The sequence below is a fragment of the Sorangium sp. So ce281 genome (assembly GCF_051527395.1).
Classification (GTDB): Bacteria; Myxococcota_A; Polyangia; order Polyangiales; family Polyangiaceae; genus Sorangium; species Sorangium cellulosum_B.
On record NZ_CP150322.1, the window covers coordinates 11,767,804 to 11,782,746 of the forward strand.

Here is a 14,943-nt window from a genome sequence, read left to right on the forward strand (position 1 = left end):
CACGACAGCAGACGTGCTCCTGTCCTTCAACCCTGCTTTTGCCAGCGGGATCCGCGCGACGTCCCCTCCTGTACCTCGACGATGTCGAGCGTCACGTGGTGATCGCTCAGCGCGCCGCCGACGAACGCGTGGTAGTGGCTGTGGCTCGCGAGCTCGGGGTGGGCCGCGAGCATCCGCTCGTCCTCTGAGATGTCCTTGGTAGAGAATTGCTGGCCGGCGCTTGCCACGACCTGCTTCAGAACGCTCACCTGAATCGATTTTCGGCTCATCGCTGCCTCCAGATCTTGATCTTCGCGATCGCGCCGGTGCGCGCCTTCACTGCGCCGGCGTCCCGCGCTCTCCGTCGTCGAAGAACTCCATCCCTTCGTAGGGCTTCTCGCGGCAGGACGCGAGGCGCGTCCGGAGGTCGCCGACGTGGATCTCGAGCTTGTGGCCGTCCGGGTCTTCGAAGTAGAGCGACGCCCCTTCGGAGCGATTCTCTTTCCAGATCCGGGCCCCGCTCAGGCGAATGGCCTCGCCCAGGGAGGCGAGGCCCTCAGCATCGACCGAGAACGCGAGGTGCGAGTCGTCGGCCTGCCGAGCGGCGCGCGCGTCCAGCTCGAGACACAGCCAGAGCGCTCCCAGCTCGAGGTACGCGCCCCTGGCCCACTGCGCTCGCCGCGTTCCGCCGAGCACCTGGACGTAGAACTGCACGGCGCGGTCGAGATCGCGAACCGCGAGGGTCACGTGGTTGACGCCGCCGATCGCCATGGCTCCGGCAGCATAGGCGACAACGGGTTCGTGCGGGAGTGTTCGATCTCTCGAAGCACCCGGTCGACGGACCGGCGCGGGGAGGGCGAGCGCCGGCCCCGGCGCGGCCTCGCCCCTCCACGGCGCATCGCGCCGGCAGACGCCCGGACGCAATGAACTTCATGATTTTTACATTATTTCACACGATAGTTTTCGAAATTAAACCACGAGTCGCCGAGGGTGGGTGGCGCGCCAGGCGCATGAGGATCCGTGCTGAAGTCCGGAAGAACCCTACTGGCGCAGGCGTCGAAGAGCGACTATGCCATGCGCCGTCGTCGGCCGTCCGGCGATGAAGAAATGATTTCGCGCTGCTGAGCTTGACAAGGCTCCTTTGTTTGCCAATAGCGTTCGTCACACCGAGGGCGACCGCCCGCCGCGTCGCTACGAGCGCGCGGCGTGCGTCGTCAGGTGTGAGCCCCGGTATCACCGCTGAATCACGGCATCGGGCATACGCATCGGGTCATCTCCGGCGCTTGCCAGGCCATGAATCCGGACGTTAGATCGGTTCGAGTGTCAGCAGAGCGTCGTGACGCACGGGGTGGTTCGTCGCCCTGCCGAACGAGGCGCGACGATCGGACGCTTCATCACCAACTTGGGTAAGAACCATGCACAACTTCAGCTTCCAGAGCAGATGGGACACGTGGGTGGCGGCTCTAGCGCTGGCGCTGCTGCCGGCGTGCAGCGACGGCTCGACGGAGCCGATCGGCACATCGCAGGCCGCGCTGCAGGGCGCGAACGGGATCAGCGCGGATCGCGTGATCGATTCGCAGTGGGCTCAGGGGTACTGCGCGCGCATCGTCGTGAGCAACCAGCACCCGAGCGCCACGACGGGGACGTGGAGCGTCGCGCTCGACGTCGGCCCGGGCGCCATCTTCTCGTCCTGGGATGGCACGTTCAGCGGGAGCACGGGGCAGATCACGGTCACGCCTCAAGGCAGCAATGCGGCGATCCCCCCGTCGGAGAGCCGCCAGTTCGGGTTCTGCGCCAGCATCCCGAGCCAGGGGATCGAGCCGGTCGTGCTGTCGGTCAGCAGCGACCTGCCGCCGATGGGCGGCGGCGTGGCGATCGCGGAGTACAAGTTCTCGGCCGCGATCGACGCGATGGTCAGCCCTGACTACGCGACCGAGCTCTGGGCGTCCTTCTACCGCCCGGCGAACCTGGAGGCCGGCCGGCAGTATCCGCTGCTCGTGTTCATGCACGGGAACCACCCCACGTGCGGCACGGGCGTGAATCCTCGTACGGACAACAACAACCAGTATGCCACGACGGGGACGTGCCCGGCGAACTATGTCGTCGTCCCCAACCATCGCGGCTACGACTACATGGCCGAGGACCTCGCCGCGCGCGGCTATTTCGTGGTGTCCATCAACACGAACCGGGGTATCCATGCCGCGTCGGGCTCGCCCAGCGACGAGCTCGTCATCGGGCCGCGCGGACGCCTGCTGCTCCGCCACCTGGAGCGGCTGAGCCGCTGGGACAGCGGCGCCGAGCCGACGCCCCCGGAGCTCGGCGTGGATCTGCTCGATCGCATCGATTTCGATCAGGTGGGCTTGCTGGGGCACTCGCGCGGCGGCGAGGCCGTGCGGTTCGCCTACAACGAGTACCGCCGGAGCGGCAGCCCCTGGCCTGCGCTGATAGACAGCCCGGTGAGCATCCGCGGGATCTTCGAGATCGGTCCGACCGATCAGGGCCAGAACGGCCAGCGCCTGAACGCCGACCAGACGGCCTGGAACGTGATCCTTCCGGCCTGCGACTGGGACCTGAGCGATCTGCCCGGGATGCGCCCGTTCGATCGCATGATGAGCATCGCCGAGCCGGAGCCCCTCTCCAAGTCCTTCTATCATGTGTGGGGCGCCAATCACAATTACTACAACAGCGAGTGGCAGCTCGCGGACGGGAACAGCGGCGGGATCCAGGGCTGCATCGACCATGAGGAGCTCTTCGATCCGCTGGAGTACGGCTCGCCGGCGCAGCGCGAGACGGGTCGCCTGGCGGCCGTTCAGTTCTTCACCGCCAACGTGGGCGCGGAGCGCGACGAGGCCGCGAACGCCCTGTTCGACCCCGCCTTCCCCTTTCCGGACGTCCCATACCGCGTCCGCCGCGGCTATCACCCGGGCGGCGGCTCCGCCGACAGCCTGCTGCTCGAGGATTTCATCAACCCGACCGGCACGAGCTCGTATGGCCTGCCGAACACCACCGGCGGCACCCTCTCGGTGGAGCACACGGCCCTGAGCGGGCACGACCCTTCGCTCTCGGGCGCCTGGATCCACGACGTGGCCGCGGGCAGCGCGACGTTTTTCCAGTCGAACTGGTCCTCCGCCGGCACAGGCTTCGATCTCACGGGGTACGACTTCCTCGATCTTCGCGCGGACCGCGGCTGGGGCTCCGACCCGACCGAGGCGTCGTTCCTTGTGGAGCTCGTGAACGCCGACGATACCCGGTCGAGCGCCGTCGCCATCGATGAGTTCCTGGAGCTCGGTCCACCGCCGCGCGGCGGCACCACGCTGCCGACCGCGCGCATTCCGCTGTCCTCGTTCAGCGGCGCCACGCTCGCGTCGGTGCGCGGGGTTCGTCTGACCTTCACCACCCCGCTCGACGGAAGCAGCCTGTACCTGGCGAACATCCGCGCCACCCGCGCCACCACCGAGGCCCCGGCGGCTCCGGGGCAGCTCGCCTCCGCTGCGTCGAGCGCAGCGCCGCCGAGGTCCCTTGCGCGCGCCGCAGGCACGAGCAGGCCCGAGGCGCGGCGGATCACGGCGGGCAATGCCATCCAGAGCGTGAGGAGCAGCGGGTCCGACGCTGTCGAGCTCACGCTCACCAGCGCCGAGTTCTTCGACCTCCGCGCCACCAACCTGGTGCTCACCGTCGGCGCCGAGCGAAGCACCGCGGCACGCCATCCGAACGGCGACCTCCACACCGTTCAATTCCTGCTCCCGCGCGCCGCCTTCGACCGCCTCGCCGCGCAGGAGCCGGTGAGGGTCGACTACGGTCAAGGCTCCTCCGTGGCCTGGGACTTCGGTCACCTCGACAAGACAGCGCTTGCTCCCTGAGCCGCCGACGGCGCGCCCTGGCCGGCATCGAGGACCAGCCGGGGCGCGCCGCCCGCCCCGCAGCTCAATTTCCCGCTGACAATCCCAACAAGATGAGGGGACTTGTCAGGTGTTGCCCCGGAAGCACCTCCGCAGCACCTGTGCTTCCCCATGGGCTCTCGTCGCGCCGCTTTGCGGCTACGCAGGCGCAGCTGCACCGGCCGCCCGGGCCTTCTACGCGGATGTGAAGGGCCGCCTGGCCAAGTACGGGCGCAGCCCCGAGCACCTCAAGAGCATGCCCGGCCTCTTCCCGCCGCGGCCTCTTCCGCACCGAATACGAGGGCCGCACGCTGCGCGAGGACCTGGGGCTGCCGCGCCCCGAGAACCGATTCACCCGGCGCGCGGTAGTGGTCGCATTTGCCCGGAGAGAGTTCACATGAAGGCGGGAAGGCGGGAAGATCATTGATCTTTTCTTCCCGCCTTCCCGCCTTCATGTTCAAACACGACCACTACCCGGCGCGCGGCCGGCGCGGCCTGACCGGGCCTCGGAGCCTGGGTTCCTGGTCGGCTTGAACGAACGGCCAGGCGTCGCGTCGGGCGGCGTCTGGGACCAAGCGGGGAACATCATGCCGGAGGCGCTCCCTGGTGCATTGACATCAACGACCTGGATTGACCTCCTCGATGAAGTAGGCGGTCTCTACGGAATCGTCGTCTACATCGAGGAGGCTCGCCGCGTCGGCCATCGATGGTCCGACGTTCGTCTCCAGCCACTTCTTCACGTCGCCAGCGCCGGCGTCTTCGAACAGCAGATCGGACGCTTCTGACGGCCTGAAGCCGCTGTCCGGCAGGTAGATGACCATGCTCGCTCGAACCACCGTTGACAATAGCCGGAGGGACTCTCGCAGACCCTGCCGCACGTCACGCTCGTGAAGAAATGACCACCATCGCGCCAGATGCGTGAATTCGACCAACCTCTTGTGGACACTGGCGCGGAATCCGTCTGGGCCATCCATACACACGTAGCCCTCGTTGAATAGCTCCTCGGCGGCGTTCGAGCTGAGCCCGCTCAGCTTCCATCCCCACGACGCTCGTCCAGCCCGGGCCCACTCCTGCACCCATGGACGGAGCACGGGCGGTAGTGCCCAAGCAGCGTTGAGCGCGCATGGCAGTTCATACAGCTCATCCCAGGATAGGCCATGGTCGACGATGGCGGTGAAGTCTACGCCCATGTTGTGACTCCATTCCCCATGCGGCGCACGACCTCCCGCGCCGCGCCCTGGACGTCGATGTTCTGCCCGCCGAGCCGGAGCGCGTCGGCGCGCTCCACGACGACGGGTCGGAATCCGTGGCGCGCAAGCCAGAAGGCGAGCGCGGGACCGGCGATGCTCGCTCCCGAGATCAGGACCGTCCGATGTTCCACCGGTGAAGTGTCACCGGGCGGGGGCAGGTGTCAACCGCGCCTGATCCGACCGGAGCCTGACCCCGGCTGGATCATCGTCGGGCTGTCGCGTCGCGGTCGTCTCGGCGGCGCTCGGGCGCTCGGGTGTCCTCGGTGCGTCGCGCGGGCGCCGGCCTGGCGGTGCGGGCGGCCGCCGCTTCGTCTATCCTGGTCGCCATGATCAAGCGCAGCAGGAGCGGGGGAGTCGCGTCGGCGGAGGACGTGTTCGTCGCGAGGAAGCGCAAGCCGGTACCGCACGAGTTCGTGCTCGACGCGCTCGCCCCGCTCGGGCCCGAGACGCGGCCGATGTTCGGCTGCGTGGCGGTCTATGTGGAGGACAAGATCGTCCTCATCCTGCGCGACAAGCCCCCGCCCGCGCAGGACAACGGCGTCTGGCTCGCCACGACGGCGGAGCACCACGCGGCCCTGCGCCCTGCGTTTCCGAGCATGCGGAGCATCGAGGTGCTCGGGAGCGGGGTGACGGGCTGGCAGGTGCTCCCGGCGGACGCGCCCGATTTCGAAGAAGCCGCGCTGCGGGCCTGCGCGCTCATCGAGGCGGGCGATCCGCGCATCGGGAAGGTGCCGGGAGAGCGGCGGAAGCGGGGCGACGCGCCGGCGAAGAAGGCGGCGGCGAAGAAGGCGCCGCCGAAGAGGGCGGCAGTGAAGAAGGCGCCGCCGAAGAGGGCGGGGAAGGCGGCTGCGAAGAGGGGAGGGAAGGCGACCGGGAAGAAGGGATCTTGAGCGTCCGCGGCCCGAGTTCCTTCGCCAGGTAGCGTCGGTCATCATCGCGAGCCGCGAGCGGCCGTGCCCATGGCGATGGCTGGGCGATCCCCCTCATTCGATCATCTTCTGCGCCGCGAGCAGGCTCTTCGTGAGGCCGCCGCCGCACAGCACGAGCTCCCGGATCGCGTCGTCGAGGTGCCGATCTTCCACCACGATCTCCTGCCCCTCTTCGGCGGCGAAGACCGCCGCCTTGCGAAGCAGCTCGCGGATGAAGGCGCCGCTCGCCCCCTCGGTGCGCGCGATCCACCGGGGCACATCGACCCCCTTGAGCGTCAGCCCGCGTCCGTAGAGCTCGAACATCCTGCGGCGGCCTTCGCCATCCGGCAGCGGCACCTCGATGGTGAGATCGACGCGGCCGGGTCGAGATGCAAGCGCGGGCTCCAGGATATCCGGACGGTTCGTGGTCAGGAGGAACAGGACGTCAGCGTCTTCCCCGAGGCCATCCATCTCGTTCAGGAGCTCGAAGAGCACCCCTTTGCACGACTGATCCGGCCGCGTGCGATCTTCCGCGACCCGGCTCGCGGCTTTGCTTCCTCCGCCGAAGATCCCGCTTGTGAGATACCATGGCGTGGTCGCGCCTCGCTCGTCGTGGCGCTCTCTCGTGACGCCCAAACCCCCGGCCCGCGCCGCGAAGCCTGAACCGTGCGCGGGGCACGCGCCTCTGCCCGCTGCACCCGCGTCGCCTGCGCCTGCGTCGCCTGCGCGTCGCCCTGCGTCGTCGTGCGCTCCGCCGGCGCCCTCAGCGAAGTCGCTCGCGCATGCCGAGTCTACGGTGCGAGTTGAGCCGACCCTGATCTCGGTCTTTCCGCGTCGAGCCCAGGCCGCGTCGAGCTCAGACCGCGTCGAGCTCGGGCGAGCGGACCGGATCGGAGGTCCGGCGCGCCGGCTCGACCGGCACCTAGGCGAGGGTGCCATGAAGGGTTCACGGTAGCAACGCCAGCCGGGGGACGGTGCCGGTCCCGGCATCGCGCCGCGGAGCGCTCCGCGATCCTGGAGGGCGGCGCCGGGAGCGCGGGCGACGGCGCCTCCCAGGTCGAAGGGCCGCGGGAGCGCTGCATGGAGCGCCGCCCGCGGGCGCCGCAGCTCAATGATGTCCAAAAGGCCGGCTGAACCAGACGTTCGCGATGGAGCCGAGCCGCTCGGCGACGAACGCCGCCGTCGCCTCGTCGCCCGGCAGCACGAAGACACGATACCCGGCGATCGACGCGTCAGGCGCCCATGCGTGCACCGCCTTGCCGGCGCCCGGCTCTTTTGCGAGCGTCTCGAGCACCTGCTTCGCGAGCTCCCGCTGCTGCCGCGTGTGACAGCCCGGCCGCAGCTCGACCGGGACGCGCCTTGGAGCCGGAATCTCGCGCTGGACCGACGCCCAATCACGAAAATCCGGCTCGAAGACGACGACGATCAGACGCCGCTTCCGCTCGGGGACGACCCCGATGAACGACGGGTTCTTCGACAGCAGCTCGTGCAACGGGGTATAGTCGTCCAAGCGGAGCCCTGGCCACGCCATGGGTCCGGACGGGCTGGTGCTGCCTGGCTCCTGAGCCTCGGGCTCGCAGTACGGGCGCAGATCCACGCGGACGGCGTGGTCCTCGATGATGTCGTGCTTCGCGCTCTGGATCGCCTCGAATGGAACGGGACGGAACGGCGCGCGATCGACGGCGGATGGAGCAGGGGCTGCCGAGGGGGCCGCGCTCGACGGGCTCGCCGCCGGAGGGGGGTCGGGCCTCGGCGACGAGGACGCCGATCTCCGGGGCGCATGCGGCTCGGCCCCGCTCCTCGCGGCGCCGGTGCCCTCTGCCGGCGCGCGCGCGTTGCATCCGATCACGAGGAGCAGGGAGCCGGCGAGCAGCCGGGCGGCGGCGAGGTTCCTGTCAGAATGCAACGGTGACTCCGAGCTGAGCTTCGATATCGCCGACGGCGTGGAACCAGGTTTCGTCGAACGGGGCGGCCAGGAACCCAGCAATATGCATTCCAACGATCGCTGCGTTCCCGGAGCCAACGGGGATGTAGATCGGTGCGCCGGAGTCGGCCGGAGCCCCGATATTCACGCCGGCGCGCTTGCCGATCCATACATTCGCCCTGTTCCTTCCGTCGATAGTCCGGGTTGTCTCCATCCTCAAAATTTCGACACTGCATTTGGCCAAAAAGTTCCTCCCACTGATGCACACGATTTGCGAGACCGCCGGGGCCACCTTTGCTGTGACTGGTCTTGTGGTAGGGCAGCAGGGGTCCGTATGGATGCGCGGGGAGTATGTCTCCGGCGGGAATGACGGGCCGACGAACACCATGTCCCACGACGTCGTATTGGCGGGGAAGAGGGTGGCTTCCCCCCCAGAACTCCGGCCCGGAGAATACATCCTCCCCGACGAAGCCCAGGCAGTGCCCCGCCGTGACGGCGCCACGAATGAGCCCCCAATTGACGACGAACCCTGCCGTGCAGTTCCCTGTATTGCTCTCGATGGCCGCGGCTCCGTAGTGCGGCTCGCCGTCGTCGAAGCGCCCATGGTGGCCGAAGGGACGGTATTCGATTCTTACGAGGGGACCCAGCTCCGTCTGCAGGGTTCGCGCCACGTCCGCCCCGGCGCGATCCGCGAGCACGTCATAACGTCCTTTCGCGACGCCCAAGGAATAGAGGAGCTCCACCTCCGCGGCGCGCGGGTGGAACTCTCCGCGCTGGATGACCTCGAGGGCTCGCCTGAGCTCACCACCGCTCCTGCAGCTCGGTCGCACCACGAGGGGGATCGTGGGCTGGAGCAGCTCCAATCTCTCCGCCACCGTCGAGAGATCCTGGGTCGCGCCACGGTCGACCAGCGCGATGAAGTGCTGCGCGGCATCGTCCGCCGTGATCCCGAGGATCTGGGGGTCGCCTTCGAGCGCCTCCTGAAGGCGAGCGAGTTCGATCTGAACGTAGGCGCCGCTTCGCCAGGTATGACGGCGAAGGTATCCGTTGGGCAGCTCGTCTTCAGCATCTGGCGAGAGAGGCGGCGCCCCGCAAAACGGTGAAGTCGATGGATACCTGCAGGTCACCGGTCCACGAATACTCCTCATCGGCCGTGCGCAGGTCGACCCCGATGCGTGTCGGCGGTTCGGCCACCTCGAAGGGAAGACTCTCCAGCCGGGCCACACCGGCGGTGGAGACCTCGATGGCCCGAGCGCCCTCGGACGAATGGGCGACGGCCGAGAGCTCACCGTCGCCCAGAAGCAACCAGTCGTCCACGCGCTCGAAGCTCGGAATCTCCTGCGACGCTCCGGGTTGGGGCAGGGCGCCCCCATTCTCACTCGCATCCAGATCCCCGTCCCCGCCTTCGGGGATCGAGCAACCCAGGATTGTCCCTGCCATGCACCCGACGGCGAGCAAGCATTTTTGTAGGTAGTTCATGTTGGGCTCCTCACGTGTCGTAGTGCAGCGACCTGTGGTCGCTCCGTCAAGCGGAACGGAGCCATGTCGAGAGAGCCGATTTCGGACATCGTTGCGCCGTCCTGGAGTGACCGGCGGCGCGGCGCGCCCCGATGCGAGCCACCGCGCCGCCACCCCGGCGCCACGGTCCGACCCCGCGCCGCCACCCCACGGCCCGGCCCTGCACCGCCGTCGCATGGCGCCGCCCTGCATCGCCTTGCCGGCGCCCGGCTCGTCCGCGCGCGACTCGAGCACCTGCTTCGCGAGCTCCCCTCGGGGACGACGGCCACCACGTCCTCCGGCGACGGCGTGGGCGGGGCGGGGACGACGGCCACCTCCTCCGGGGGCGGCGACGCACCGGGCGAGGGAGGTGGGCTCGGCGGAACAACGCCGGACACGGGGTCCTCCGACGATGATTGTGGGTGCGTCGTCGCTGGAGCCAGCTCCACGACAAGCTCGTGGGCCGCGGCGCTCGCCGTGGGGCTCTCCGCCCTGGCGATGCGACGGCGCCGGAGCCGCGGCTGACCTTGGGCCAGCCGAGTGGCCCGATCATGGGAAAGCACACCGTGAGGCGATCCGTCACCTTGGCGCGGTGACCCTCGCCCACACCGCGAGGATCATCGCCTGTTCCATGGTGCTCGGCGGGGGATGACCCCTCGGGGGCTCGGCCGGCAGGGGCACGGGGGGCTTCCCCCTGCGCCATGCCGCGTCGTGGCGCGCCGAAGCCCCGGCCGCGGGGCCGCGGCGCGCGACCTCGTAATCGACCGCGGCCACCGCCTCTTCGAGGGTGGAGAAGCGCTCGACCTGCTTGCCGTCCAGCAGGACGTGCCACCGCTTCCCGCGGGCACCGCGGGCGAGGACGACGACCTCGCTGATCGCGCCGGGCTTCCTCTCGAAGTGGAGCGCGAGGCCGAAGCGGCCGAGAGAGGCCCACGCATTGCGCGAGATGGCCATCACCTCGGGGTCGACGCGGAGGCTCAGCGGATCGAAGTGCGCGGCGCGCTCCTGGATCTCGCGCAGCGTGATGCGGCCCGCCTCGACCTCGAACCCGGGGTAGTCGAAGGTCACTTGCCGAAAGAAGCGGCTCGCCTCCGAGGCGTCTCTGCCCTCGAGATCGAGGTCGCGGGGCATGCCGAAGAGCGAGGGCAGCGTGCACAGCTGGAGCGAGGAGAGGTCGACGAAATCGAGGATGAGGCAATCCTTCTTGCCTGGATGCAGGCGCGTGCCGCGCCCGACGCACTGGGCATAGAGCCCGTCCGAGCGGGTGGGGCGGGCCATGGCGATGCAAGAGACGCCGGGGTCGTCGAAGCCCTCGGTGAGGACAGCGACGTTGGTGAGGACCTGGACGCGCTCTTCCCGGAAATCGGCGAGGATCCGGCCGCGGAGGTCGGAGGGCATGTCGCCGTGGACATAGGCGGATCGGACGCCGAGGTGGTTGAGCGCCTTCGAGAGGTTCCTGGCGTGCGCGACCGTGACGCAGAAGGCGATGGTGCGCCGGTCGCGGGCGAGCTCTTGAATGGAGCGGGCGACGAGCGCGTTGCGCTCCTCCAGGTCCACGGCCTCCTCGAGCTCGTCCGTGGCGAAGTCGAGGCCGCCGGCGTCGAGGGGGGAGAGGTCGGTGGCGGTGGCGACGCGGTAGCCGGTGAGGGGGGCGAGGTAGCCGTCCGCGATCATCTCGGTGAGGGAGCGGCTGTAGACGATCGCCTCGAAGACATCGTCGAGGCCTTTGCCGTCGCCGCGGGCCGTCGTGGCGGTGAACCCGAGGAGCGTGCCTGTCCACGCGGGGTCGAAGGCGCCGAGCTGGCGGAGGACCCGGCGGTTGTCGTCGGCGGGGGCGTGGTGGCATTCGTCGTAGATCACGAGGCCGATATCGCGGCCGCCGGTGACCTGTTCGAGCCGCTTCTCGTGGAGGGAGCGTATGGAACAGACGATGACGCGCGCGTCCGCCGGGGCGCGGAGCTCGCCCTGCTCGACGGCGACCGTGGCCTGTCCGGCGAGGGCGCGCTCGATCTTGTCCTTCGCCTGGAAGAGGAGCTCTTCGCGGTGGGCGAGGACGAGGACCTGTCGCCTGGCGAGGCGGGCGAGATGGGAGAAGATGACCGTCTTGCCAGCGCCGGTGGGGAGGCACACGACCATGCGCCGGACGCCGCGCCTGCGGGCCGCGAGGACGGCATCGACGGCGGCGCGCTGGTAAGGGCGCAGGGCGGGGGCGCCGGGGCCCATCGGTGCTGAGGCGGTCGAGGGGGTGGTCATGAGCTCTCGCGCGGGCGCCGCGGCAGCATAGCCCGGGGCCGCTGTCCGTGTGCGCCACGGTCCGAGGCCGCTCCGCGCAGGCGCTTGCGGTCAGCTTCGCGCGGCATGTGCAGATACCACGCCGGCGACTCGCTCGACCGCCGCGAGGTCCTCGCGGGTACCGACGGGCGTCGGGGATATGATCGTGATGCCAGCCTGTGCCCGCCGCCCTGTGTCACCTCGACCATTGGGAGAAGAGATATCCGTAGAATTGCTCGAGATCCACATGGTCGAGCGCCTGCACCGGGCGACCGCCGGGCACGACCTTCGTGCGTCCTTGCGAGGGGCCCGCGGTGACGATCTCCGTCTCCCAGGCGCGCAGGGTGAACATCTCCGGCTTGCCGAGGTACGAGGTCGTCAGCACGTCCCACGCGAAGTAGTCCTGGTGGCCGGCGAGCGCGTAGCAGGTGCCCGCGAGGTCGGAGAGGGGGTAGCGGCGCTGGCGGGACAGGCGGCGGAGGAACGCCTGGGTGATGGGGACGAGGTTCGTGATGTCCAGCGGACAGAGGGTGATCGGGATGGCGGTCTTCCAGATGCGGTCGGCGGCGATCGGGTCCCAGTAGACGTTCCACTCGGCGGAGCCGTCCTGTCCGCTCTCGAAGGCCGTCTGCACGTTCCCGTGCACGTTGAGCGCGCCGCCCATCCAGACGATCTCGCGGATGTTCCCCTCGATGCGAGGATCGATGTCGAGCGCCGCGGCGACGGTGGTGAGCGGTCCGGTCACGAGGAGCGTCACGGGCTCGGGGACGGCGCCCAGGGCGCTCGCCATGAAGGCCTGACCAGCCTCGGGGAGGCGCCGGGTGAGGATCTCCTCGCGCTCGTTCAGCATGGGAATCTTGTCGATGCAGAAGGCGTCGCGCCGGAAGATGGGCGGAAAGGGGTTGAGCCCGCGGACGGTGCTCTCGGCGACAGGGACGTCGTGGCGGCCCACCAGATCGAGGATCTTGCGCGTGGCGCTGACGGCGGGCTCGATGTAGCAGTCGGCAGGGGTGACGACGACGCCGAGGACATCGACGTGGTCCATCGTGAACAGGAGGAGCATCGCGAGGTAGTCATCGACGCCGCCGTCGTGATCCAGGAGAACGCGCGTTCGTGCCATGAGGAGCTCCTTCCGAGCGCGGAGGGGTGGTGCCGCGCGTCAGGGATCCCCGCCGGGGATCTGGCGCGCGGTGAGTGAGAAGGAGAATCTCGACGCAAAGGCGCAAAGATGCAAGGGCGCAAGAAGGCATGAAAATGGTTCTCCGCTGCCGATGAAGGGGCACGTCCCCACCACGGCCGGGCGCCCTGGGGGCCTGCTATGTCAGCGGCCGGGGAGGCTCAGCCCGGGTGCTGCTGCAGGCGGTGCAGGTGGTGCTCCTCGCCGTTCAAGGTCAGCACCGCCATGAACCCGTCACGCGCGAGCTGCTTCTCGATCCTGAACTCGTGCGTTCCCTGGGGGACGGAGGTGTCGACGACGCGTGCGACCTCCGGTTCCAGGGCGCCGCCGGGGTAGCTGTAGATGTCGAGGCGCAGCGTGCAGGCGCGCTCGATCGTCGCGCGGGCGACGAAGGTGTCATTGGCCTCCGTCACCGAGAAGGCGCTCCCGAGCTCTCCCTCGACGGAAGATCTCCTGAGCGCCCAGGCGATCTGCTGGCCGGCGATCGGGGCGTACACATCCAGCACCATCACGCCCTTGTTCTGCTCCTTGAAGCGCGCGTGGAGTCGCGCCCGGGTGGCGGCGTCCACGCCGCCGCCGATCGTGATGAGGTCGAAGTCGCCGGCGTGGAACTCCGTGTCCGGCGACGCGCTCAAGGTGCCGACGGCCGAGTGCCCCTGCTTGTTCAGCGCTGCCACACTCCGCTCGAGGATATCTGCCCTCTTGCCGATGACGAGGATCCTGGTCGCTTTCGATGCCATGCTCTCTCCTCCTTGGCGAACTGCCGCCGCGCCCTACTGGAACGCTTTCACGTGGCGTTCCAGCCATTCGTCGAACGTCCGCCCCCTGCGCCCGAGGACCTGCTCGAGGGTGGACGACGGCTCCTCTCCCTTCCCGGACCTGATCAACGCGAACGCCTCGAGCAAGGCGCGGATGAAGCCCTCGGGGAGCTTCGCCTTCACCATCGCCTCGCGGGCGGCGTCCTCGCTCACGTCGACGTACCTGAGCGGCCTGCCGATCGCGGCGCCGATCTTCGCCACCTGCTCCGCTGCGCTCAGCGCCTCCGGCCCGGTGAGCTCGTACTCCTTGCCTTCGTGCCCCGGCGAAGTCAGCGCCTTCACCGCGACCGCCGCGATGTCGCGCTCGTCGATGGGTCTCGTCCTGGCGTCGCCCAGGGGCTGGAACACCGCGCCCTGTGCCTTGATGGACGCGGCCCACCGGAGCGTGTTCGAGGCGAACCCTCCCGGCCGGAGCATGGTCCAGGCGACGCCCGACGCCTTGACACGCGCCTCGGCCTCGCAATGCCAGCGGGCGATCTGGACGTCGGGCGCGCGGGCGACGCTCGACGACGAGAGCAGCACGACGTGCTTCACCCCCGCCCTCCTCGCCGCGTCGGCCGCGTTGCCGGCGAGGCTCGGCAGGTTGCCGCCCACGCAGACCAGGAACGCCCTGTCCGCGCCCGCGAACGCGGCGTCGAGCGTCTCGGGCTTCGAGAGGTCGCCCTTCACGACGGCGGTGTCGCCGCCGAGCGCCCCCAGCCTCGCCGGATCGCGCACGAGCGCGCGGACCGGCTGGCCCGCGTCGACGAGCTGCTCGAGCACCGCACCGCCAACATTCCCTGTCGCTCCGGTCACCAGGATCATCTGCCGCTCCCTTTCATCGCGTTCACCTTCCATGACGCAATGCCCTCGCCTCGTCGGCGGGCCGCGCCCGAAGAGCAGCGTGCAACGGACCCTCCCGCATGTCGGATCTCACGCCAATACATTGGAATAACTCTGCTCGTTTGTTGCCTGCCCACCGAGCGCTTCCGAGCGGGAAGCGCGCTGTCGGCCGAGATCAATCCCCCGGCAAGCTTGCCACGATCGCCTCCGCTCGTTGTATCGTGGGCGTCGTGCGGCCTGGCCCACCCGTCTCGCCCTCCCGTCTTCGCGAGTACCTGGCCATCCTCGCTGGCGCGCTGGCCGCGGGCGCCTGTGGCGCGCTCTTCGATCAGGTCACCGCCACGATCTCTCCCGAGTATTTCCTCGACGGCAAGGGCCTCGCCGCGTCGAGCTTGCCCACCCTCTCGTGATTCCCTGGC

At 69.1% G+C, this 14,943-nt stretch carries 16 protein-coding genes and 1 pseudogene; 5 read left to right on the forward strand and 12 right to left on the reverse strand.

Translation table 11 applies throughout. The annotated features are described in order from the left end of the window. Window positions 1-26: 26 nt before the first annotated feature. Both WMF27_RS45140 and WMF27_RS45145 read right to left on the reverse strand, forming a co-directional pair. Window positions 27-269, reverse strand: coding sequence for a hypothetical protein (locus WMF27_RS45140; protein WP_437762685.1), 243 nt, complete (start codon window positions 267-269; stop codon window positions 27-29). A 46-nt stretch (window positions 270-315) separates the two neighbouring features. Continuing rightward, the gene (locus WMF27_RS45145) at window positions 316-750 is read right to left on the reverse strand and encodes a fosfomycin resistance glutathione transferase (RefSeq protein ID WP_437762684.1); all 435 of its coding nucleotides are present in this window, start codon (window positions 748-750) and stop codon (window positions 316-318) included. Window positions 751-1,394: 644 nt separating this feature from the next. On the opposite strand from WMF27_RS45145, the gene WMF27_RS45150 reads away from it, so the two are divergent. Then, the gene (locus WMF27_RS45150; protein ID WP_437762683.1) at window positions 1,395-3,839 is read left to right on the forward strand and encodes a cellulose binding domain-containing protein; all 2,445 of its coding nucleotides are present in this window, start codon (window positions 1,395-1,397) and stop codon (window positions 3,837-3,839) included. Between the two features lie 635 nt (window positions 3,840-4,474). Here the strand turns inward: WMF27_RS45150 and WMF27_RS45155 are convergent. Together WMF27_RS45155 and WMF27_RS45160 are read right to left on the reverse strand one after the other, a co-directional pair. Next, window positions 4,475-5,047 (reverse strand): hypothetical protein, encoded by a 573-nt coding sequence (locus tag WMF27_RS45155; RefSeq protein ID WP_437762682.1) that lies wholly within the window; start codon window positions 5,045-5,047, stop codon window positions 4,475-4,477. 14 nt (window positions 5,048-5,061) lie between these two features. Next, window positions 5,062-5,238: pseudogene (locus WMF27_RS45160) on the reverse strand (FAD-dependent monooxygenase); the annotation flags it as partial. 195 nt (window positions 5,239-5,433) lie between these two features. Between WMF27_RS45160 and WMF27_RS45165 the strand changes: the two are divergent. Next, the gene (locus WMF27_RS45165; protein WP_437762681.1) at window positions 5,434-5,997 is read left to right on the forward strand and encodes a hypothetical protein; all 564 of its coding nucleotides are present in this window, start codon (window positions 5,434-5,436) and stop codon (window positions 5,995-5,997) included. Between the two features lie 93 nt (window positions 5,998-6,090). On the opposite strand, the gene WMF27_RS45170 is transcribed toward WMF27_RS45165, so the two are convergent. The 3 genes from WMF27_RS45170 to WMF27_RS45180 all read right to left on the reverse strand — a co-directional run bounded on the left by WMF27_RS45170 (window position 6,091) and on the right by WMF27_RS45180 (window position 8,183). Further along, window positions 6,091-7,005, reverse strand: coding sequence for an AAA family ATPase (locus tag WMF27_RS45170; RefSeq protein ID WP_437944561.1), 915 nt, complete (start codon window positions 7,003-7,005; stop codon window positions 6,091-6,093). 118 nt (window positions 7,006-7,123) lie between these two features. Further along, window positions 7,124-7,921 carry a hypothetical protein gene (locus WMF27_RS45175; RefSeq protein ID WP_437762680.1) on the reverse strand — a complete coding sequence of 266 codons (798 nt, stop codon included), beginning with the start codon at window positions 7,919-7,921 and terminating at the stop codon, window positions 7,124-7,126. Beyond that, window positions 7,911-8,183: a hypothetical protein gene (locus WMF27_RS45180; protein WP_437943633.1), complete on the reverse strand. Its 273-nt coding sequence runs from the start codon at window positions 8,181-8,183 to the stop codon at window positions 7,911-7,913. The genes WMF27_RS45175 and WMF27_RS45180 overlap by 11 nt, the downstream gene beginning before the upstream one ends. A gap of 142 nt (window positions 8,184-8,325) precedes the next feature. On the opposite strand from WMF27_RS45180, the gene WMF27_RS45185 reads away from it, so the two are divergent. Further along, window positions 8,326-9,042, forward strand: a complete 717-nt coding sequence (locus tag WMF27_RS45185) for a hypothetical protein (RefSeq protein WP_437762678.1) — start codon at window positions 8,326-8,328, stop codon at window positions 9,040-9,042. On the opposite strand, the gene WMF27_RS45190 is transcribed toward WMF27_RS45185, so the two are convergent. Continuing rightward, complete coding sequence (locus WMF27_RS45190) at window positions 9,002-9,418, reverse strand: hypothetical protein (protein WP_437762677.1); 417 nt, start codon at window positions 9,416-9,418, stop codon at window positions 9,002-9,004. The two genes, WMF27_RS45185 and WMF27_RS45190, sit on opposite strands and share 41 nt — an antisense overlap. A gap of 63 nt (window positions 9,419-9,481) precedes the next feature. Here WMF27_RS45190 and WMF27_RS45195 point away from each other — a divergent pair, with 63 nt between their 5' ends. Continuing rightward, a complete protein-coding gene (locus WMF27_RS45195; protein WP_437762676.1) occupies window positions 9,482-9,961 on the forward strand; it encodes an MYXO-CTERM sorting domain-containing protein in 480 nt (159 codons plus the stop codon). Window positions 9,962-10,015: 54 nt separating this feature from the next. Here the strand turns inward: WMF27_RS45195 and WMF27_RS45200 are convergent, their stop codons facing one another. The 4 genes from WMF27_RS45200 to WMF27_RS45215 all read right to left on the reverse strand — a co-directional run bounded on the left by WMF27_RS45200 (window position 10,016) and on the right by WMF27_RS45215 (window position 14,506). After that, window positions 10,016-11,659: a DEAD/DEAH box helicase gene (locus tag WMF27_RS45200; RefSeq protein ID WP_437943635.1), complete on the reverse strand. Its 1,644-nt coding sequence runs from the start codon at window positions 11,657-11,659 to the stop codon at window positions 10,016-10,018. A gap of 244 nt (window positions 11,660-11,903) precedes the next feature. Next, complete coding sequence (locus tag WMF27_RS45205) at window positions 11,904-12,827, reverse strand: nucleoside hydrolase (RefSeq protein ID WP_437762674.1); 924 nt, start codon at window positions 12,825-12,827, stop codon at window positions 11,904-11,906. Window positions 12,828-13,045: 218 nt separating this feature from the next. Further along, entirely contained in the window at window positions 13,046-13,624 is a 579-nt protein-coding gene (locus WMF27_RS45210) for a hypothetical protein (protein WP_437762673.1), read from the reverse strand. A 33-nt stretch (window positions 13,625-13,657) separates the two neighbouring features. Further along, window positions 13,658-14,506 (reverse strand): SDR family oxidoreductase, encoded by an 849-nt coding sequence (locus WMF27_RS45215; RefSeq protein ID WP_437762672.1) that lies wholly within the window; start codon window positions 14,504-14,506, stop codon window positions 13,658-13,660. A 248-nt stretch (window positions 14,507-14,754) separates the two neighbouring features. Between WMF27_RS45215 and WMF27_RS45220 the strand changes: the two genes are divergently transcribed. Further along, window positions 14,755-14,934: a hypothetical protein gene (locus WMF27_RS45220; protein WP_437762671.1), complete on the forward strand. Its 180-nt coding sequence runs from the start codon at window positions 14,755-14,757 to the stop codon at window positions 14,932-14,934. Window positions 14,935-14,943 lie beyond the last annotated feature (9 nt).